The 19934-nt window shown below is 42.9% G+C and carries 18 protein-coding genes and 1 tRNA gene; 10 read left to right on the top strand and 9 right to left on the bottom strand.

Going from position 1 to position 19934, the window contains the following annotated elements:
• Positions 1 to 17: 17 nt before the first annotated feature.
• Together K1X66_02135 and K1X66_02130 are read right to left on the bottom strand one after the other, a co-directional pair.
• Positions 18 to 89, bottom strand: a tRNA-Ile gene (locus K1X66_02135).
• Between the two features lie 72 nt (positions 90 to 161).
• Positions 162 to 2705 (bottom strand): BatD family protein, encoded by a 2544-nt coding sequence (locus K1X66_02130; GenBank protein ID MBX7157174.1) that lies wholly within the window; start codon positions 2703 to 2705, stop codon positions 162 to 164.
• Between the two features lie 114 nt (positions 2706 to 2819).
• Here K1X66_02130 and K1X66_02125 point away from each other — a divergent pair, with 114 nt between their 5' ends.
• The 4 genes from K1X66_02125 (at position 2820) to def (ending at position 5367) form a co-directional block, all read left to right on the top strand.
• Positions 2820 to 3707: a hypothetical protein gene (locus K1X66_02125; GenBank protein ID MBX7157173.1), complete on the top strand. Its 888-nt coding sequence runs from the start codon at positions 2820 to 2822 to the stop codon at positions 3705 to 3707.
• Between the two features lie 67 nt (positions 3708 to 3774).
• The gene (locus K1X66_02120; protein MBX7157172.1) at positions 3775 to 4410 is read left to right on the top strand and encodes a MotA/TolQ/ExbB proton channel family protein; all 636 of its coding nucleotides are present in this window, start codon (positions 3775 to 3777) and stop codon (positions 4408 to 4410) included.
• A 4-nt stretch (positions 4411 to 4414) separates the two neighbouring features.
• Entirely contained in the window at positions 4415 to 4828 is a 414-nt protein-coding gene (locus K1X66_02115) for a biopolymer transporter ExbD (GenBank protein ID MBX7157171.1), read from the top strand.
• Positions 4825 to 5367 (top strand): peptide deformylase, encoded by a 543-nt coding sequence (def, locus tag K1X66_02110; protein ID MBX7157170.1) that lies wholly within the window; start codon positions 4825 to 4827, stop codon positions 5365 to 5367. Before K1X66_02115 ends, def begins: the two co-directional genes overlap by 4 nt.
• On the opposite strand, the gene K1X66_02105 is transcribed toward def, so the two are convergent.
• Positions 5368 to 6522: a hypothetical protein gene (locus K1X66_02105; protein MBX7157169.1), complete on the bottom strand. Its 1155-nt coding sequence runs from the start codon at positions 6520 to 6522 to the stop codon at positions 5368 to 5370.
• A 94-nt stretch (positions 6523 to 6616) separates the two neighbouring features.
• A complete protein-coding gene (locus K1X66_02100) occupies positions 6617 to 7792 on the bottom strand; it encodes a hypothetical protein (protein ID MBX7157168.1) in 1176 nt (391 codons plus the stop codon).
• Positions 7793 to 7935: 143 nt separating this feature from the next.
• Between K1X66_02100 and K1X66_02095 the strand changes: the two genes are divergently transcribed.
• Genes K1X66_02095 through K1X66_02085 form a run of 3 tightly spaced genes read left to right on the top strand, consistent with a single transcriptional unit; the run spans position 7936 to position 10650 of the window.
• Positions 7936 to 8592 carry a class I SAM-dependent methyltransferase gene (locus tag K1X66_02095; GenBank protein ID MBX7157167.1) on the top strand — a complete coding sequence of 219 codons (657 nt, stop codon included), beginning with the start codon at positions 7936 to 7938 and terminating at the stop codon, positions 8590 to 8592.
• Positions 8514 to 9608 (top strand): hypothetical protein, encoded by a 1095-nt coding sequence (locus tag K1X66_02090; protein MBX7157166.1) that lies wholly within the window; start codon positions 8514 to 8516, stop codon positions 9606 to 9608. The genes K1X66_02095 and K1X66_02090 overlap by 79 nt, the downstream gene beginning before the upstream one ends.
• Before the next feature lies 1 nt (position 9609).
• Positions 9610 to 10650: a stilbene synthase gene (locus K1X66_02085; GenBank protein ID MBX7157165.1), complete on the top strand. Its 1041-nt coding sequence runs from the start codon at positions 9610 to 9612 to the stop codon at positions 10648 to 10650.
• 549 nt (positions 10651 to 11199) lie between these two features.
• Here the strand turns inward: K1X66_02085 and K1X66_02080 are convergent.
• From K1X66_02080 to K1X66_02065, 4 genes are read right to left on the bottom strand one after another with little or no spacing between them, the layout of a single operon-like run.
• Positions 11200 to 12204 (bottom strand): carboxypeptidase-like regulatory domain-containing protein, encoded by a 1005-nt coding sequence (locus K1X66_02080; protein ID MBX7157164.1) that lies wholly within the window; start codon positions 12202 to 12204, stop codon positions 11200 to 11202.
• Positions 12201 to 15857: an alpha/beta hydrolase gene (locus tag K1X66_02075; GenBank protein MBX7157163.1), complete on the bottom strand. Its 3657-nt coding sequence runs from the start codon at positions 15855 to 15857 to the stop codon at positions 12201 to 12203. The genes K1X66_02080 and K1X66_02075 overlap by 4 nt, the downstream gene beginning before the upstream one ends.
• Before the next feature lie 33 nt (positions 15858 to 15890).
• Entirely contained in the window at positions 15891 to 16700 is an 810-nt protein-coding gene (locus tag K1X66_02070; protein MBX7157162.1) for a hypothetical protein, read from the bottom strand.
• A gap of 13 nt (positions 16701 to 16713) precedes the next feature.
• Positions 16714 to 16989: a hypothetical protein gene (locus K1X66_02065; protein ID MBX7157161.1), complete on the bottom strand. Its 276-nt coding sequence runs from the start codon at positions 16987 to 16989 to the stop codon at positions 16714 to 16716.
• 389 nt (positions 16990 to 17378) lie between these two features.
• Between K1X66_02065 and K1X66_02060 the strand changes: the two genes are divergently transcribed.
• The 3 genes from K1X66_02060 to K1X66_02050 are packed head-to-tail and all read left to right on the top strand — an operon-like array spanning position 17379 to position 19585.
• Positions 17379 to 17588, top strand: coding sequence for a hypothetical protein (locus tag K1X66_02060; GenBank protein MBX7157160.1), 210 nt, complete (start codon positions 17379 to 17381; stop codon positions 17586 to 17588).
• A 3-nt stretch (positions 17589 to 17591) separates the two neighbouring features.
• Entirely contained in the window at positions 17592 to 18401 is an 810-nt protein-coding gene (locus tag K1X66_02055) for a hypothetical protein (GenBank protein MBX7157159.1), read from the top strand.
• Positions 18398 to 19585, top strand: a complete 1188-nt coding sequence (locus K1X66_02050) for a hypothetical protein (protein ID MBX7157158.1) — start codon at positions 18398 to 18400, stop codon at positions 19583 to 19585. The genes K1X66_02055 and K1X66_02050 overlap by 4 nt, the downstream gene beginning before the upstream one ends.
• Here the strand turns inward: K1X66_02050 and K1X66_02045 are convergent.
• Positions 19578 to 19934: a sulfite exporter TauE/SafE family protein gene (locus K1X66_02045; GenBank protein ID MBX7157157.1), complete on the bottom strand. Its 357-nt coding sequence runs from the start codon at positions 19932 to 19934 to the stop codon at positions 19578 to 19580. The two genes, K1X66_02050 and K1X66_02045, sit on opposite strands and share 8 nt — an antisense overlap.

The following is a 19934-nucleotide window of genomic DNA, read 5'->3' as shown; positions in this document are numbered from 1 at the left end:
GAGCGAAAAAATAAAAGTGGGTCCAGCAGGGTTCGAACCTGCGACCAAGGGATTATGAGTCCCCTGCTCTACCGCTGAGCTATAGACCCGGTAAACAAACCTTGTGTATGTTAGCCTATAATTGATTGGTGACCAAACTCAAAATTCTGTGTTATGGGATTTTATTTTTTTACAGAGAAAGAGGTGGGTGATTGATAGAGAGAGATAAGAGAGTCGCGACGAATCCAACCGTTTTCTTGATTGGTTAGCTCTACTTTTAACCAGTTTAAGAAACTTTTTTTCACAATCACTAAAGTTCCAGATGAAATTTCATGACTGGTCTGTTCATCAACATCAGTGGGAATGGAGTGAAGTTGAGCAGTTTGCCAGATCAAAGCGGCGTTGGGGTTGGCTAAGATATCGTAATTTTTCCAGCCAAACCAGGCCAACGATCCTGTCCCTAAGCTGAGAAATAGAAGAAAGTAAATAATCCAACGGTTTATGAAGAAGGATTGATTTTGTGTAAGGCGGTAGCGCCGGAAAATGAGCAGAATGAGGCTTAAAGTGAAAGCGAAAATTCCTAGTAAAAAAAGCCATTGCCATTCTGCGGGAGAAGCGAGAAGAAAAAAGGAGTGAGAATTTAAAAAATTAAGTTGAGGTGAATCCACAAATTCTGAATGTTGCAAGCCGAGGGGCAGGTTCCATGCGATGGATGTTTCTCTGGGATTGAGTAAACGACCTGCGATCCAATGCGAGGTGGCTTCAGGCCATCTTTCTTGTTGAGCTAGAGCAAGCGCTAAATTGTTTCTAACAGCCCAGTTGTTGGGGTTTTGGTTCCACTGGGTGGTGAGTTGGTTTTCCGCTTTTTTGAAATCGCCTTGGTTATAGTCGTTAAGAGCATCAGTTTCATTTTGGGCGTGGACTAAAGATGAGCCAAGAAAGAAAAAAAAGATGAAAGCGGGTAGCAGATTTTTTGGTAAAAATAATCGCCAGAAAGATTGACGTGGCAGGTTAATGGGATTTAACGCTTGTCGTGCTTGTTGCTGCCATTCGGTAGAGAGACGGTTTTGTTGAGAAAATAAATAGGAATCGGTTTGTTGCCAAAGTTGTCGCCATGTTTCAGCTATTTCAAAGTTGTAAAGTGAACTGATTTTTTTATGCACTTCTTCGGCAGTCGGTGTGGCGTGGGTGATGTTGAGAAGTTGGGCAGTGTGATGACGCCAGCTCATGAGCTGTTGATTAATTTCTTCATGAGAATGAGTGGAGAAATGTTTGAGTAAAAGTTGAAGTTGTGATTTCGCTTGTTTGCGAGGCGCATTCGGATCGGTGAGACAAGAGCGACGAAAAGCCAAAGTGATCCAGCAAGCGAAAAAAGCAAGGAGAGGTGAGGCGGCAAAATAGAAAAAGTGTGAAGGTTGAGGAACCCAACCTTGAGCTTCGTTTTTTTCGATGGGATCCCGGGGAAGTAGGGAGGGAGCCGCTTCTGAGCTTGGCTGATTTTCTAGATTTTCTTCTAAAGAATTGGGTGGATTGACTGCGAATGCGTTAGCGTTGGAAGGTTTCACTTCGATTTCAACTGGTTCGGTGGTAAGATTGATGTAAGTCGATCTTTCGGGATCAAAATAGGAATAGCTTAAAGGACCCAAGGTGTAGTGACCGGGTTTAGTTGGAATAAGGATGACGTCTTCGGTGAGAGTTCCTTCAAAGGGTTTGCCGTCGGGTTTGACCAGTTTGGATTTGGGTTCAATAGCGCGAAAATCGCTGGAGACTTCACGTGCTGGCAAAGTTAATTCTGCCGGCCAGTTGCCTGTGCCGGCCAATTCCAAGGTCCAAGTGATAGGTTCGCCGACGGTGACGGAACGAGGAACAATTTTTGAAGTTAACTGAAATTGGCCCACTGCATCGAAGAAATCGTGAGGTTTTGGTGGAAGCTCTTTAACCTCCAGAGTAAAAGGCTGGGATTGAACTGTGAATTGTTCCATTTTGGGTCGTGAAAAAAAGCCGAAGCGTTGTGTGCCGGTTTGGATATTTAGTTTTTGTTCTGCTGGCGAAAAATTTAAAACCCCGCTTTTCAAAGCACAAGCGTGTGCGACTTGTTGAATGCCCTGTCGCATTTCGCCGCTGACTTGGGCTTGGACTTGACTGGGCTGTGTCCAATCTTCTAAGGCCAATCCAACTGGTGACCATTGTAGTGTGCCAGAGAGTTGGGCATTATAATTTGGCGATAGCAAAAGGAGATAGTCGAGAGTAAACACTTCACCTAACCAAACACTTTTTTTGTTGGCGTTGATTCGCGAAAAGACGATTTGATCTAAGGAAGAATTAGGGCGGGAAGAGGGGGTAGAGGTTGCGCCTACTTGCAAAGTTAGAGCCTCGACAGTAAGTGGACCTTCGCTGGTATTAACTTCAAAAGCAGGTATTGTCAAAGTGCCTTGTTGCGTGGCTTGAATGGGATAGCTTAGCACGCCCCGTTGGGAAATTTTAAAATTTTCCATGGAATATTGCGTGCTGGAAGAAGGAGTTCCAAAATTTAAACCATTGACTTGTGGTAAATCGGGTGTGTCGTCTGGCTGACAGTCTTCGAAAACCAGTTCTAGAGTGGTTGTTTCTCTTTCGGAGAGAGCATTTGTAGGTTTTTTCCAATAAACTTGCTGTGATTTTAGGCTCAAAATCGAACCTAAAAACAGTGACAAAATGAACCAAGGTAAAGTCCAAAGTCTTAACATACTGAATTTCATGTCAAGTTAGACGACGCAACAAGAGGAACAAGCGATTTTTATTGAAATAATATTTAATGAGAGATTGGAAAATATGTATTTTTTTGGTTAATTTAGAGAGTGATGTCACAAAATTCGCATCATTATTTTTTGGCGGCGGCTCTTTCTTTGCTGCTGCATGGGCTTTTGGTTGTTAGTGCTACGTTAGGTTGGTTGCCTCGGTGGAATGCCCCTATTATATCGGAAAAAACTCCTGTTTTGCAGATGATCGAGCCTTTCCCTCGGTTTATGGACACAGCCGAAATGCTGGAAGTGGAAAAGCCGAGTGAGCATGCGCCTTTTATTTCGGATCGCAATACACGATTGAGCAGTCAGCAATCAGGACACGAAGATCCTATGCTACCGACTCAACAAGGTCGCGATATTCCTGGGATTCAAATTGTTGAAAGACCAGAAAGTGTGGCGAATCAAAATCCCTCGTCCCAAACACCACCTTCTGAAACAACTCCAAAAAATGAAGTTAAAGCAGGTGAGCAAGGGATTTTATCTGCGCCAGAGTTTGAAGAAAAAAAGCGTAAAGCCAGGGAAGCTTTTTTGGCAAAAACCGTTTCGCGACAACAGGAATCTGCGCCGCTTTCATTTCGACAAGAAAAGTCGGCTGTGCAAGGGGGAGAGGCCGCTTTGGGCGAGACAAGCGTAGAAGCCGAGGCAACGCCGCTGGGACGCTACAAAGCGAAAGTTTATCAATTGATTGGTTCGCAATGGCGCTTTATGGTTCGCCGACAAAACAGTTTGTTGAGTTATGGGACGGTGCAAATGCGGTTTTGGATTCGTTCCGATGGTGTTTTAGAAAAAATGGAAGTCATGAATCAAACTGTGGGCAGCGAATTGTTGAAAACTGTTTCTGAAAATTCCGTGCAAATTTGCGCTCCTTACGAAAAATTTTCTGATGCCGTTCGGCAACAGGTAGGCGAACATTTGATGTTGGAAGCGAGTTTTACGATTTATTAAAGGATGGGGTCATGAAGTTGGCGGAAAGATTTGCAGAAGTTAAGAAAAACGGTTTAATGCCAAGCATATGAATTGGAATCCGGCAGCGATTGATTTTTTATTAAAGGGCGGTCTTTTTATGATTCCGCTGGGTTTATGTTCGGTTTTAGCGTTAACCATTATTATTGAGCGGGGTATTGCTTTGCGACGAAATCGAGTGTCGCCTCAAGCGCTTGTGGATTTAATTCTGAAATTTCCTCGGGAAGAGCAAACGTTGTTGTTAAAAGCTACGGAAGGCAAATCTTCCTTAGCGCGATTGATTAAATTAGTGATTAATCATCAGGATTTTTCAAAAAGCGAAACATCGGAAACGTTGCAAATGCAGGCGCGTCACGAGATTGTTACATTGGAACGTGGTTTGGTTTTATTGGAGATTGTTGTGGGGGTAGCTCCATTGCTGGGGCTGTTAGGGACGGTGTCAGGGCTCGTTAAAGTTTTTGAAAATGTGGGAGTGCAAGGCTTGTCGACGCAAGGCATGGGGATAGCGCGCGGTATTTCTGAGGCGTTGAATACGACGGTGGCGGGTTTGGTCATTGCGATTCCGACCTTAACCTTTTGGAGTTATTACAGTAAAAAGGTGGAAAGTTTAGCGGCGGAAATGGAATCGTTATGTGGCGAGTTTTTGAGTCATTGGTATCGTTCGCGTAATTCTTCTTCTCAATAATGTTATGGCTTTTTATCAACGCAGTCAGCGAAGGCCCGTCATTAATATTGTGTCGCTCATTGACATTTTAGTGTTGTTGCTCATTTTTTTTATTGTAACGACAACCTTTAAGCAAGAGCAGCCGGCGGTCGAGATTCAGTTGCCTGAATCGAAACAAGCCGCGGCGGCCGAATTAAAAGAGCCGATTGTGATTTATGTAACTGAGGACAATAAACTTTTTTGGGAAAAGGAGGCAATTGCATGGGATCAGCTAGCTGAGCGTTTGAAGCGGAATAAAAAAAATAAAGATGCGAGGACAGTTGCTATGAAAGCAGATGAAAAAGCGGATTTTGGTTTGATAATTAAAGTGTTAGATGCTTTTAAAGAGGCGGGCATTGAAAATATTCCGGCTTTTACAGAGCCCGCGAAAAAACCATGATTTTACCTATTGTTCAATACGGCGATCCTATTTTGAGGAAGAAAGGTGAACCCATTCATTCTATTACGGCTGAAATTATTACTTTGGCTGAGGATATGATGGATACGATGCGGGATGCCATGGGGATTGGTTTGGCGGCGCAGCAAGTAGGGCAGGCTTTGCAACTATGTGTATTAGATGTGCCGTATTTGGAAAATCGTCCCTCTCGACTTTGGGTAAAAGAAAAAGAAGTCGCTTTGGAAGATTGGATGCCGATGGTGTTGGTTAATCCCAAAATTCAGATCGTTAAGAAACGTTACGTCGATGTAGAAGGTTGCTTGAGTTTCCCCGACATTACGGCGGATATTTCCCGATCTGTGCAAGTTGAAGTGGAGGCTCAGGACTTAGAAGGAAATGTGGTTCAATGGAAGGGCGAGGGACTGATTGCTCGCGCTATCCAGCACGAGTTTGATCATCTCCAAGGAATTCTTTTTATCGATCGCATGGATTCTGCCACGCGATCGAGTTTACAGAAATCTTTAAGAGCTCTGTTGAAATAATTATTTAATTTCTGGCTCAAAAAAGGTGTGAGCATAGTAAACGGTGTTTTCAAGACCCATGCGATCGTACTCCACTTTGAAAGCCATATGAAGAGGAGCCGAGCCTTTTAAGCCGCGACCTGCACGATTTTTTCGTTTACCCGTTTTAAAAACTGCAAGATAACCTTTGCGATAAAGTCTACCTTTGTGCAGGACTTTGAATCGGCCAAATTCAGTGAATTCTAAATCAGCTGGGATTAAGGTTTCACCCGATTCGGTTCGATAAGTGGCGTAAGAAATGCGTTTAATTTTGGGAGCATCATTTCCTTTCCCTTTACCTTCGGTTTCAACACCTTCTTCTAAACCAATTCTGCCTTTGATCTTAAATCCTTTTTTACTTCTATATCTTAAAAAAGTGTCTCCCCGAGGACGAGTAAACTCGGCAAAAATAGGAACTCTTTCTCCTTGAAAATCTATGGTGAGATTATCAATGCCAAGGCCAGGATAGGAGTTGCCTCCGTTGTTGCGATATTCCCAGCGCAGCCAAAATCTTTGTCCTGGATTTACTACCATGGCCGTAGAAGGTAAGTTAATGGAAACTAGATTTTGATTAGAGGGTAAATTACCGTTCAAAATTCCTTGAGAAGAAGATTGTGGAGCAGTTAGGCCCGGATGAGAAAGCGGAATCCATTCATTCGGTTCCGGTTTTGAATTATTGCCAATGTAATAAAAAAGTGAAAGGGATTGTGGGGTAAGACTATTATCGTTCCATTGTTCCACAACAAACGAAATATCAATATTGGTAATATTTAAAAAGTTGTTGTTATAAAATTTTATTTCCCAGGCATAATTCAAGCCATTGCCAGGAATAGCGCCTAAAGCAACCTCGGTGCTGGTGCCAAAATAGTAAGGAGCCGGCTGTGTTTTGGAGCCATCATTATCAATCAATGCTGGCACCGTATGATCGCCACTAGCTGTGGATTCTATCCAATACCATCCAACCCGATTCACATTGTCTTCCCAAGGGTAAGGAAATCCAGGATTGATACCGAGTTGATTAAAATCTTCTGCATAAAAGTAAGGCAAGCCATCAATTCCAATTTCGGCTTGAGCTGTCGAAAACGAAGATAAAGTAACAGCTACAATAAATCCAAGATAGAGAGATAAATTTTTCATAATTGGCGGGAATGTATTTAGATTTGGAGCGAAGTCAAATAATAATAAAAAAAGCCCACAATTTTTCATACGGGCTTCATTCGATTAGTAAAAATTATTTTACAATAACATCTGAAAAGACATTAGTAACCAGCGCGCTGGCAGCATTGGTGCCTTGCAGGCCATCGACTTTGATTACCAGAGTGACTGGTGAAGAGCCTGCGGGAATGCCAATACCGGCTTTATTGGTTTTGCCCTTAGTTTTTGCAAGAACATTAACTCCTTTTTTCTTGAAAAGTTTGCCTTTCGTTAAGATTTTAAAAGTGCCAAAATCGGTAAAGGTTAAATTCGTGGGCGCGTTCGTGCCGCTTCCTCCAAAAGCTGCAAAAGAAGCCTTACTTAAGGTATTGGTGCTGCGCAACCAGGCTTTTACTTTGAATCCCTTTTGAGCGAACTTGAGTTTTTTTGCAGGGTTAGGCTTTTTAAGTTCTACGCTGACGTTTAAAATATTATTGGTGTTAGGTGAAGGCGGATTATTCGTATTGCCGCTCGCAATTCCTGTAAAAGTGATGGATAGATCATCAATACCCAAGAGTTGATCGTTATTAACGCCGGGATCATCCGTATCAGACCATCGAATCCAGAATTCTTCATTGGGAGCAATTGTAACGGAAAGGTTGTTAATGATATTAGTTCGGTTAGCAGGAGCATTGCCATTTAAACTCATGTTGGCATTCATGTTTTGTAGGCTGGTAAAGTCAAGGGTAGGAGTTGCAATCCATCCCACATTATTGGGATCGCCTAAGAAATCGGTGCCTCCTACGCGGTGAAAAAAACGCAAGGTTTGCTGAGTTGCAGCTTGATCGCGCCATTGTTCTCCAAAATAAGAAACGCTTACGTTAGTGATCGTGTTGCCTGTAGAATTGACAAATCGCGCTCCAAAAAAGAATTCATTGGTAGCGCCAAGACCTAAAATAGGACCTGCCGCGCTGCCCAAAGCTCTATCTGGATTGCCTGTTGCGCCATAATTAAATGCCATTCCATCAAAAAATAGAAATAAATTTCCATCAGTAACCGTTGCGGTAGTAATCGATCCTGCATCGATTGCATTAGTAGATTGAACAAATCGCCAGCCAGGAATCGTAACTTCATTGGTCCAATTGACGCTGTTAGTTCCCAATGAATCAAAGTTTTGAGTGTAAACTTGGCCTAAATTATTAATAGCAATTTGAGCTTGAGTCTGTAAGAGAAGACTAGGGAAAAAGATAGCGGCAAAAAATATTTTTTTCATTCAAATTTCCTCGGTTGAAATTCACTTATCCAAACTAATCAATATAACAACGATTGCTTTTTTGTCAATGATTGGGAAGTTGAAATGATGAGTAAAAATAGACTTCGTTTGACAGTTTTTATGTCTGTTTTAATTTACTTTTTGTGTTTAGGTCATTGACACCGGAAATTTTGGACACTCTTCCACATCATCATACTGATGCTATTGCATCGCGGCGGGATTTGGTTCGTGTGAATGCCGCAATGAGAAATACTTCCTGGCTTTTGCAACAAATTCAGCGAGCCCAACGCGAGTTTCATATTCACCAGTGGGTGGAAGTGGGAGCGGGCGATGGTCATTTAGGCAAACAACTTGCACGCACAATAGAAAAAAATCATTGTCATGTTACCGGTTTGGATTTTGCTCCGCGACCCGAGCAATGGCCAGCGGCGTGGGATTGGCAACAGGGTAATCTTTGGCAATGGGATCAATGGTCAAAAGTCGAGGGAGTTATTGCCTGTTTAGTTTTGCACCATTTTTCTTTGTCCCAGCTTGCTGAGTTGGGGCAGCGCATTCAAAAAAACTGTCGTTATTTTATTGCGGTGGAACCTGTGCGAAAAAAAATTCATCTTTGGCAAGCTAACCTCTTGACTTCATTCGGCATGAATCGCGTGACTCGTCATGACGCAAGCCTGAGCGTGAAAGCAGGTTTCCGAGATGGTGAATTAACTCAAGCGATGGGATGGGATCCGCAACATTGGACAATAACTCTAAGCCAGACGTGGCGTGGCGCTTATCGTTTCATCGCATGGCACAAATAAATTCCATTCGCATTTTAGGAGGTGGCTTGGCTGGGCTTGCTTTGGCGATTGGTCTGCGACAGCGACAAGTTCCTGTGGAAGTGATCGAGGCAGGATATTATCCCCGACATCGCGTTTGTGGAGAATTGATAAGCGCTACAGGTCAAAACATTCTCGCATCTCTAGGATTCCAAAAAGAGTTGCAACAAGCCGTTTCTCATCAAACCGTGACATGGTGGCTCAAACAAAAAAAATTGATCACTGCAACCTTGCCCACCCCCTCCTTGGGATTATCGCGATTTTATCTGGATCACAAACTTTCCCAACATCTGCGCGAATGGGGAGGGGAGCTGCATGGTAACCAACGCCAGGAGCCCTCGAGACAGGAAGGAGAAGTTTTGGCGATAGGTCGTGTAAGAGTGCCGCGCAGTGATTGGTATGGCTTAAAAATTCATTTAAAAAATTTAGAACTAGCTAGCGACCTGGAAATGCACCTGGGCAAAACCGGTTATGTCGGGCTTTCGCAAGTCGAGGAGGGATGGATAAATCTTTGCGGACTTTTTCGTCGCACGAAAGCTGAAGGCCATTTTGAAAACACAATCAACTTTCATTTAGAAGCTGCCGGGCTACCTGACCTGGCCGAAAGAGTGAAACTCGCAGTGCCACGACCCCATTCCCAAGTAGCCGTTGCAGGATTTCAGTGTGGACTAAATTCTCAAAAACGAAGTCCAGGGCTTTTGTTCTTAGGCGATTGCGAACGCATGATTCCACCTTTCACGGGACACGGCATGAGTATGGCTTTGCAATCGGCTTCATTGGCTTGGGATCCGATTGTAGCATTTGCAAAACAAAATATTTCATGGGATGATTGCGTCACGCGCGTACAGCAGAGATTAGATCGACAATTCCAAAGACCTATGCGTTATGCGACTTGGCTGCATCCTTTCTTATTAAATTCGTGGGGTCAAAAAATATTGTCTTGGTTAAACACTTATCGGCTTTTGCCCTTTGCTCATTTATTTCATCTGGTGCGTTAACATGTATCAACTTGCTTTAGAAAATGTCACCCCATCGCATTCGATTACCCAATCGGAATGCTGGGAATTATTAAACGCTTCCCAAACACTGGAAAAATTAGCTCCCGACTCTCAACAACTTTTAAAAAAAATTTTGTTGAAAGGCCAAGGCATTCACAAACGCCATTTTGCCGTGGAACATTGGGAAAAACTTTTTACCGACGACGCGCAAGCGCTTAACCAACGCTTTGAAAAAGAAGCGCCCAAACTAGGGACGGAAGCTTTACAAAAAGCGCTTCACAGCGCGGCATTAAAAGCCAATGAAATTGACGCTTTAATCGTTTGCACCTGTACCGGCTACCTTTGCCCCGGTCTTTCCAGCCATATTGCGGAACAACTCCGTTTACGACCGAACATCCAACTCATCGACCTCGTGGGACAAGGCTGCGGAGCGGCCATTCCTATGCTGCAGCTTGCTTCACAACTCACCACCGCACATCCCGAAAAAAACGTGGCCTGTCTAGCTGTAGAAATTTGTTCCGCCGCTTTTTATATAGATAACGATCCCGGCGTATTAATTAGTCTCTGTTTATTTGGCGATGGCGCAAGTGCGAGTCTATGGTCGGGGAAATCGACCAATCCACAGTGCCCCAAAATTCGCTGCCATAGTTTTAGCTCCTTACATCGTCCGAAGCACCGTCAACTATTGCGTTTCGAAAATGTGGCAGGAAAACTTCGCAACCGACTAGACGTCGCCGTGCCACAGCTTGCGGGAAAAACAGTTCGGGAATTATACGAACAAAATGGATTAAATGGCGCCCATCGCATTTTGACCCACCCCGGAGGAAGCTTAGTTTTGGCTGCAATTCAAAAAGAACTGAAACTTCATGATTTGCCTGAAAGCAAACGCGTCCTTCACCAATTTGGCAACATGAGCAGCCCCTCCATACTTTTCGCTTTATCCGAACACTTGCGTCAATCCCAACCCACTCGCCACCTCTGGCTTACCTCCTTTGGCGCCGGCTTCACCTGCCACAGTTGTCATATAGATATCGAAATTTAATTTCGCATTCCAATCTGACTATCTATGAAAATCAGTGAATCTTTGAGAATAAAAGACAGCTTTAAGACCCACTTTTTCTGAAAATTTATAAAATATCAAGTAATTATAAATAAACAACTTAAATAAACTAATAAACAAAATTGTTCAATTATTATACCAAAGGTATAAATTTTAAAACTATCCCCTAATCTCCCTAATCATACGAATATTTTACCTGTACCATTTTCGCATCCCTCAGCAGTCAGTAATTTTCGAACCTATTCGCGCCCGCCTGCAGCGATTGCGCAGCATTTTGGGCAGGTCATTCGCCGGCAAGTTTTAGTTGATTCCAACTTGTCTTATTTCATCAATAATCAAGAGTCGACCCCGTAAACGACGACATCAATAATCAAGAGTCGACCCCGTAAAATCACCCCGTAAACTGCCAGGCCTTATCTGTTTCTAGCAGGCGCAGTGCCGGAGCGGGGCATGGTTAGTTTATAATTAAAAAACTGGGGTGGCGCTCTCTGTCCGTCGCCAGGCGATTTAAATATTAAAATTATTTTACGGCTAGGGAGAAGGTCTGATTATTTTAGTTTCATCATATTCTAAATTTCGAGAGCCCGATGGATTGAGCAGAGATTTAGTTAAAATATAATTTTCAGGTCCCACTTCAATATCGATTTCGGCACGTGCATATTTACCATCAGGCAATTTTAAAAAATAATCTTTATTAATTGATCTAGTATATCGATTCGTTCCTGTTGGTGGATATTGATGTTCAAAATCAATGACTGATTGGTAGCCTGTTTCTGGAGCCACAAAATCAAATTCATTTTTTCGCTCTATTAACCCACCGCCTGGCATCGTCAAACGCGCTTTCCATGGGAACCCAAAATTTCCGTTGGAATCATAAATCGATCCGTTGATCCAACATTGAATAATTAAATCGGGTGAATCTTTCACGATTCCTTTGATATTTCGTAAATTAATCTCAACTGGTGTGCCGTTGGTTGGAAGGTCTTTGTTCAAGCCTGATTCTAAAAGTGGTTCGGCGATGCCTTTCTTTTTTAAAATAAAAATTGAAGGATTATCGGGTGTTGGAATAGGTCGATCCTTTGTTGTGGGAGGCGTGCAATAATCTATTTTTCCATTCGATTCCTTAATTTGATAATAGCCTTCTTTAGAGACATCAATAGATAATGAAGCTCCTTTAGCATCTGTTAAGGAAAATAATCCATCTTTATCTGTTTTGGTAAATCTTTCCTCTTGGCTTCTAAGTGAAAGTTTACTCAGAATTCCAAATCTCACTTTAGCGTCTGCAATCGGGTTGCCTTGCTCATCGACTGCCTTGCCCCAAAAATAAATGGGGGTTTTAATTGCCAGAGCCATAAAATCCTCAAGAGTTGGATAAAGGCCTGGTCTCATAGGAAGAAAATAATTACTAGGATTATAACCTGGCGGAGGACGATTGATTTGCGTTTTTTCTGCTGCGATCGCATCCGTTAAAAAATTAAATTTTAATAAAATTAACGCACTAACTCCGAGGAGGAAAAATAATAATTTTGTTTTCATGGTTTCGGTGCTCCTAAATTGTCCAATAATGTGCCGTAAAAATCATAAACGGATTTGCTTTTTACTTTCCTTTGAATATTCCAATAAAATTGAGCACTGTGTATTTCATCAAAGCCATAGGCTAAATCCATATCAAAAGTTTCATCTATTTCTCCAGCGGCTTGGCCCTCGGCTCCTAAAGCCTTGGTTCTTGAAGCACAAACAAAAGATAATTTTTCGTGGGGATCAATCACATCTCTGATCTTAGCATTATATAAAGTTGTTAAAGTTGTCTCCTCATTATCAGAATTATATTGGTAAGAACGATTTAAATTTACTCCAGCATTAGGTTTATAAAGAGCATTATTAGCTTTCCACGCGGTTGCAGTAGCAAAGTCTTCGGATAGGTAATAATTAAAAATTTTAGTATTAGCTGAAATTCCTTGTAAAAAACCTCGATACAAATCTTCTGTATTATTTCCCCAACCAGGTTGATTTAGATAAGGACTTGGATCGTAGGCGCTCGCTGAGATGGCGGGATTCATCATGACATAATTATTAATTCCGCTCAGTCCTTGTTTCAAAGCAGAGCTTGCTACGATATTGCCCATGCTGTGAGCGGTAAGATTAATATTGGCAAATTGACCTTTTAAACTGTTAACACAATCTTTCAGTGATTTGCCATATTTCCAAGCGCGATATTCGCTGCGGTTAAAAGTGGTTTTTGAAAAAGTATAAGTGTCCCAACGAAAGGCAACAAAATGACCTTTATAACCGCGTTGCCACATTCGTTTAAATAGTGTCTCAGCAAAATTATAACTTTCATCATAATTTAAATCCCAGCCATGCACAAAAACAGTGCAATGAGCTTTTTCATCCCAAGGTTTTTGAAATGGATTGCCATTAGGATCGGAGACGAACGAAGCGGAGTTATCGTTAAAAGGTGGATTTGTATCGATTTCAAATGGCGGCGGAAAATTAGCGTCTTCCGGTGTTGCTTTGAAACGTTCATACATCTTTTTGATATTGGTAATTTCCAAATAGATTGGGGGTGCTTCACCGATTTCGTTTTGGTTTTTGTCTAAGAAAACAATTTGTAATTTTCCTTTGCCCTCGCTGACACCCTCGAACAAGAAATACTTTTTATAATTCTCTTCATCTAGCTGTTCCCACACTTCAGGATAAAAGATGAAGATGTCGCTGCCTGAAACTACAGCTTCGCCATTTTGATTTTGCACCGCTGTGCCATATTTACCTTGCCGTTGCTGAGTGGCTACTGAGTCATTCGATAAATAATTTGTGCCACCGTCTTGTTCATAAGCTTCAAATAAACGAATCGCAGGATTTCCCGTAGTGTCTTTCCATTTCAAACCGACGAGCATGGCATCTTCGCCTTTAACCATTTCATGAACGCCTTTTAAGTAAACCCATAGTCGGCTAAAGTCTTCTAGGTCGCGCTTGCTATCTATATTAATATCGTCGCTATCTTTGAACACAATCGGGATGCTATCGCTATTTTCATCTTCATTATCAGTATCGTCGTCCTCATTGGCCCAAAACCTAAAATATTTGTCTGGTTTAGTCTGATCGACCTCTTCGCCGACGTTGTCTGGCTTATCCTTTTCATTGAGAAGCACAATCTTTCCATCCCGATTGGCATCAACTCCGAGTTCGACGGGGATCATAGTAAGATATTGCGGTTGATCTTTATAGTAGCCCACGCCTCCCATAATACCATATTTATTCGGATTATGCAGTGTTTGCACGTGCCAATCCTGGGCTAAGCTTGTTTTTTCTAGCATGGTTTCTACTTTTTGACGCACATACTTGCCATTGTCTTGATTTTTTTTCCAAAGTAGGGCCTCTTCATAGATTGTGTTTTGCTGGGGAGTTAAAGGAACATTTTGAAGATTTTTTGCTAAAGCAGGCCTTTGTTTTGCAGGAAATCTTTCTCTTTGGGTTGTAGGCTGACGCAGTGAAGCTTGGTATAGAGCGGGGGTTTTATTTATGGGCTCTTGAAGAAGGGTTTGTTGTTGCTGTCCTGAAAACAGTGAGCCGGTAATGAGCTCGCCTTGAGGAGCAATGCCGATAGCCTGACCTTTGCCTAAGGCTTGCACGGGACCATTGGCTTGGGAAACGGTGGCATAGCTTTTGCCTTGATAAAAACTGCCTGCAACTTGAGCATCGTTGTTTAATCGAGAGCGCGTGTCCCAAGGAAGATCGAGAGTTTGAGGCTCTTCAGAGGCATGATGGTAGTATAAAAATTGGCTACCTTCTTTCATTAAAGCCACTGCGTCTTGATTGTTAATATTGGCGGTGTGAAGATAGCTATAAGTTTCCATGAAATCTTCATTGACTGCCATAGCATTACCCATCTGACTTTGCGGCCAATAAACGGGTCTGAAATCGTTGATGATTTTTTCGCCATTGCTTTGTTTCCACTGTTTTGAAACCTGATCATAATAATAGCTGTGATATTTCACTCGCCATTGGAACACTGTCGTGCCCGCTAAACTGCCTGGATCGTTGATGCCTAAAAGAGAAGTCTTTTCTTCAATATTTCCCTCACAAATAATCTGATCAATAATAACATCCATCGAATAAACCTCTTCCAAATCATCGGGCAGCAACGAAGGAGGTGAATTAATGGGAGGAGCACTGGTAAAGTCGCCACTTTCAAAATCCCAGACTTGATAAATAAAGCCGTCTCCTTCTTCTCCTTCCTCAGCGGGACTCTCTAAAATGGCTTTCCCATTATTATTAAAATTGTAACACATATAATCTTCTAACTCAGCGGTGACAGAACCTTTTGCAAACGCTGTTGTCCAAACCCCGACACCTTGACCTGCTGTCGTAGCAATAGCCTGGCCTTTATCATTCACGAACACTTGCCAGGTGGCATACAAAGAGTCACTATCGCCCAGTTCATGATTCACAGGCTGCCAATGAATTAACCCGTAGGAAGCCATGGGTGGCAGAGGATTCTCAGGATCCTCATCCGGTTCATTGGGATCGGTGCCATCTTGTTGCTCCTGGCTATTGGGAATCCCATCGCCATCCATATCGTCATCGGGCTCTGGTGTGAGATTTCCGAAATTCTCCAACTCCCAATTATCATCCAACCCATCCTCATCCTCATCCACCCAATTCGGAGGCTTAGGCTTCCACTTATCCAAATCAAAACTGAAAACAAACTTCAACTGACCTTGATTAATTAAAGCAAAATTCGCGTCATCCGCCTTCGTCTCCGTCCAAGGATAACTGTTCGTATAACCCTCCGCAATTAGCCGATCATAAAAAAACTTCGCCACATATTTTAACTGACCCGCATTCACCGGCGCATAATTACCATTGGTCTTAGAAAAACTCTCCACCAAATCCAAACAATCCCCCGCGCCATTAGGGAGCTTCTCCTCCAACTCCAAAGCCGCCTGGTAAGCCACATGCTTGAGCTGTCCCACATTCACCGGCCCATAATTGTCAGCAGCCAAATTCGTATCAATCACCCCGCGCGTAATCCACCATTGGGGAACCGCAGCGGAAACGCCGCTGCTGAATAACAAATGACAGGTGACTAGTGACAAGAGGAACGGCTTAACGACAAAACGGCAACACCCTTTAACAGCCAAGATGGCTGTGCTACTTCTTTTTTGATTTTGGGTTTTGTTTTTCACCTGTTACTAGTTACCAGTCACTTATCACTGCCGTTACTGATTAAACTGCCCCATCGGCACATCGCCCTGTGGTTGCAAATAAAGTTTGCCATTCACCTGCAAATCTCCACCAACATAAGCGCTACTCATCATCTCAGTCACACCTGAAACCATCACATCGCCTCCTGCGCTGATGTTATCGGTATTAATATCATTAAAATAGCTATAGCCTTTCACCGTCGCATTGCCTTTCACCACTGCATCCCCGTTCTTCTTCACCGTGAAAGCGTTCGAGCGTTGATTGGCTGATGTGCCATTACCCACCACAAACAAATCATCGGTAGCCACCCAATCTTCGGCAGAACCTTGAGCCACATTATAACGACCTACCACCACTTGATTCATGCCTTGAGCAATCGTGCCTAAACCCAAAGAAAAAGCCGATTCACCACTTGCTGTAACCGTTTCACCCATCGCTACAGAACCATAACCACTAGCCGTAGCAAAACCTCCCACCGCAAAAGACAAATCCCCACTTGCAATCGTCTTTTCTCCCAACGCTACAGCGGCTCCTCCACTTGCCAAAGATTGGTTGCCCGCCGCAAACGCAGAAAAACCCGTCGCCGTCGCATAACCCAAAGCCGTTTTGTCTGCTCCTTTTGCTACATAACGCCCATCACCCAACTTCCTAGTCAGAATACTGCCATCACCCGAAAGCGACTGATTAGGCATCACACTATTATTACCATTAACCGTCAAAGAATTCTGAAACACAGAATTGTTCCCACCCGGCACCAACCACACCTTCCACTGACCATAAGAATCATAAAGCACCAACGAATGATCCACATCCAAACGCATCATCGGCAACCAACTATTATTGCCATTCCACCTTTCCCAAGTCCAACCGGCCGTCGGTCGGATTCAAACTAAAGCGAAACTCCCCATACTCATCATCCGGATAATCCGTGTAATTCAAACTCACCCCCGCCTCATTGGTCTGCCCCTGCCACGAACCCAAATTTAAAACATTACCCTGCACATCCAAATTGCCCGTTACTGTCAAATCTCCAGCACGAACAACGGCGACGCTAAAAATAAAACTACAAAAAAGAATGATTTGTTTTTTCATGACACCAAAAATGACTCCCACACATAAAATTAGCAAGAAAAAAAGGATAAAAATTAACTATAAGTATCTCTTATACAATGTATTAGATTTTCTTATAGTTGCTTTTTGAGACGTAGGATACAGCAGGATAAGCAGTTAGGTAAAAAGCTTGGAAGCACCAAGCCTTTCATCACCCTGGACCTGGTCTCCTGTCATCCTCGGGCTTGACCCGGGGATCCAGGGGAATAAAGAATGGATTCCCGATCGAGTCGGGAATGACAAGAAGTTTTTTCTTAGCTATATAAAAGATAATTAAAGAACTTCGGACAGTTGTAGAGCTAGCCCGAGGATGACAGGAGAAGTCGTTGAGCTAAAAAGATCTTAGAAATTTTTTCGTTGGGCAAAGAGGAAATTCGTTTAGAAAGGTGAGGATGCAAAAAATTTTGGTTGTATTACAATTTTGGGGAGGGTTTTTTACGGAGGCGGTAGAGAAAAGAGCGGGTGCGGGACTTTTTAAAATGGGTAAAAGTTTGGAGAGGTTAATGGTTCAACGCTTGGAGTTTTTGCATCAAAGTTTTGGTTGGATGAGTATTGGAGTTGCTTTGTTGGGTTTGATGGGGTTGGCTTTGGTTTATTTTTGAGTTATGTGGGCATTGATCTGGGAACAGTTGGCGATGAATGGGCGGGTGGATGAAATGCCATTTTTATTGGGACTGGGCTTAGGAACAATGGTTTTATTTTTTTCTTTCTTTTTGGGCTCGCAAAAAAATGAGTTTTATATTTGGTCTTGCTTGAAGGTATTGGGGCTTCTTTTGAGTTTGATTGCTCGGAGTGATTTGGTTTCTTTAGCAGCTTGGGTGTTTGCTGGGATTTTGAGTTGGGTGTTGGCTGTGCGATTTTATTATTTTTTTGCAGCGAGTTGGCTGGTGGTTTTGGGTTATCAACTTTTACGATTTCAGCCGATGTTTTCAATGTATGTTCCGCCCGGGTTTTGGGTTGGGCTGGGATCACTTTTTTGGCTTTACGGTGGAGCCAAGGCGGTAAGTGGTCGAACGATTCGGCAGGTTTGTCAGGGATGGTTGCTGGGTCAGTTGGGATTTTTTATTTTAGTGAGTGCTAAGGAATTTCACGTTAATTTGTTTTATGAGGTGGTTGTTTTGGGATTTCTAGGAGAGGCGCTAGTTAGCATTTTGGCTCAAAATACTCAACGGTTTGGATCGATTTTTTTAAGCGAATGGGAAGGGAAGCGAAGTGAGAGTAAAGAGTTGGGATTTTTCATGAGTACGGGGGGATTAGCGATTGCATTCGTTTATGAAGGATTTGTTTTTTGGCAAAGTTTGGGTGCGATCGTTGGGTTGGGTTTTTTATTGGGTTGGTTGTTTTTGATTTTGAGTTATTGGCGTGTGGGTCAGCATTTATTTGTTAAGCGATCGCTGCGATTGGAGGCGGTATGATTTCGGCGCTTTTACTTTTATTGGGCACTCTTGTTGTTGGCGGCTACGATTATCGTTATCGTGCAACGTTGTTGAAACGCGAGCGCAATCGATGGCTTGGGTGTTGGGTTGCTGTTTTATTTATTTTAGTTGCGGGGTGGGAATGGTTTTATGCTTATCGCGTTCATGAAGGAGCCGCTTGGGCAAGAGGTTGTTTGGCGTTATTGGGTGCGGGCGCGGTTTTTTTTGCAAAGGATGCGCGTTTAGGTAAGCGAGGCGCTATTTTTTATGGAGAGTTGGTTGCGAGTTGGATAGGGTTTTCGGCAGCTTTGACCGAGTTGGGTGGTAATCCTTTGGTTTTATTTTTAGGTTGGGAATGGGGTTGGTTTTGGTTGGTTCGTTTGATTGGGTTTCATCGTAAGATTTCTGAGAATCGTTTTTTTCGAAAGGTGATGCATGCACTTGGTTTTTTAACGACTTTGTGTTTGGGATTAGGACTTTATGGAATTGTTACGGGATGGCATCAAAAGGTTGCCCTTTTTTGTTTTATCTCGGGTTGGGGATTTCGCTTGGGAATCGTTCCTTTTTATTTGTGGGGATTTCGTGCGGTGAGCATTTCGCCGATTGGCATTTTTTTCACAACAGTTGCCTTTGTTGCTCAAGTTGTTTTGGGAGGAGTGGTGCTGAGCGATTATATGATTCCGGCTCAGTTTGATGCAGATAGTGAGCATTTGTGGCAAGGCTTTCAGCAAGGTCTTTTATTTTTGAGTTGGGTGAATTTAATTTGGGCGACGATTCTTTTGTTTTGGCAAAGGAGCTTGAGACAGTGGCTGTTTTTTCTTTATTTGTTTGAATGCGGTTGGTTTTTATTTTCACTTTCGCAACGGCAATGGGGCAGCGCTGTTTTCTCTTGTTTCCTGTCAGCAGTCATTAATTTGGGGTTGTGGGGAGTTATGCTAAAGGTGGGGCAACAGAAGGAGGGGTCTGATGCCGTGATTCATTTTGTGGGGTTGATGGATCGTAGTAAAATTTTGGGTATGGGCTTTTGTTTGTTGTTAGGAATTTTTATTTCTTTGATGATGGCGCAAAGTTTTATTTTTTTGTTTGGAACAAGAGGGCAACAAGGAGTAGCAGTCATCGCGTTCTTTGGGTTGGCGGCTATTTTTCAGATGTTGAAAAAAATAGTGGATCAATCGTCTACTTAGACCAAAGTCGCCACGCAGCGTAAATGAGGAAAATGGAGAAAGCGCGCTTAGCATAAAGAGCGGGCACTTTTTGAATGAGCAGCGCGCCAAGAATTGCGCCGATGATGCCTGCAATGCAACAAGCCGAAAAAATTTTCCAATCGATTTTTCCCAAAGTAAAATTGGTAAGTGTGCCGGCCAGTGAAATAGGAATGATAAGCGCTAACGAGGTGCCCACCGCAACGTGATAAGGCACTTGAAAGAGAAGAATTAAAATGGGGACAATAATTGCGCCACCGCCGATGCCGAAGCAGCCGCTGGCAAATCCGGCAATGAGTCCCAATAGAGCATAGCCAATAAAAGGTGACAT

The sequence above is a fragment of the Verrucomicrobiia bacterium genome, assembly GCA_019694135.1.
Classification (GTDB): domain Bacteria; phylum Verrucomicrobiota; class Verrucomicrobiia; order JADLBR01; family JAIBCM01; genus JAIBCM01.
This window is presented reverse-complemented; position numbering and strand designations above follow the sequence as displayed.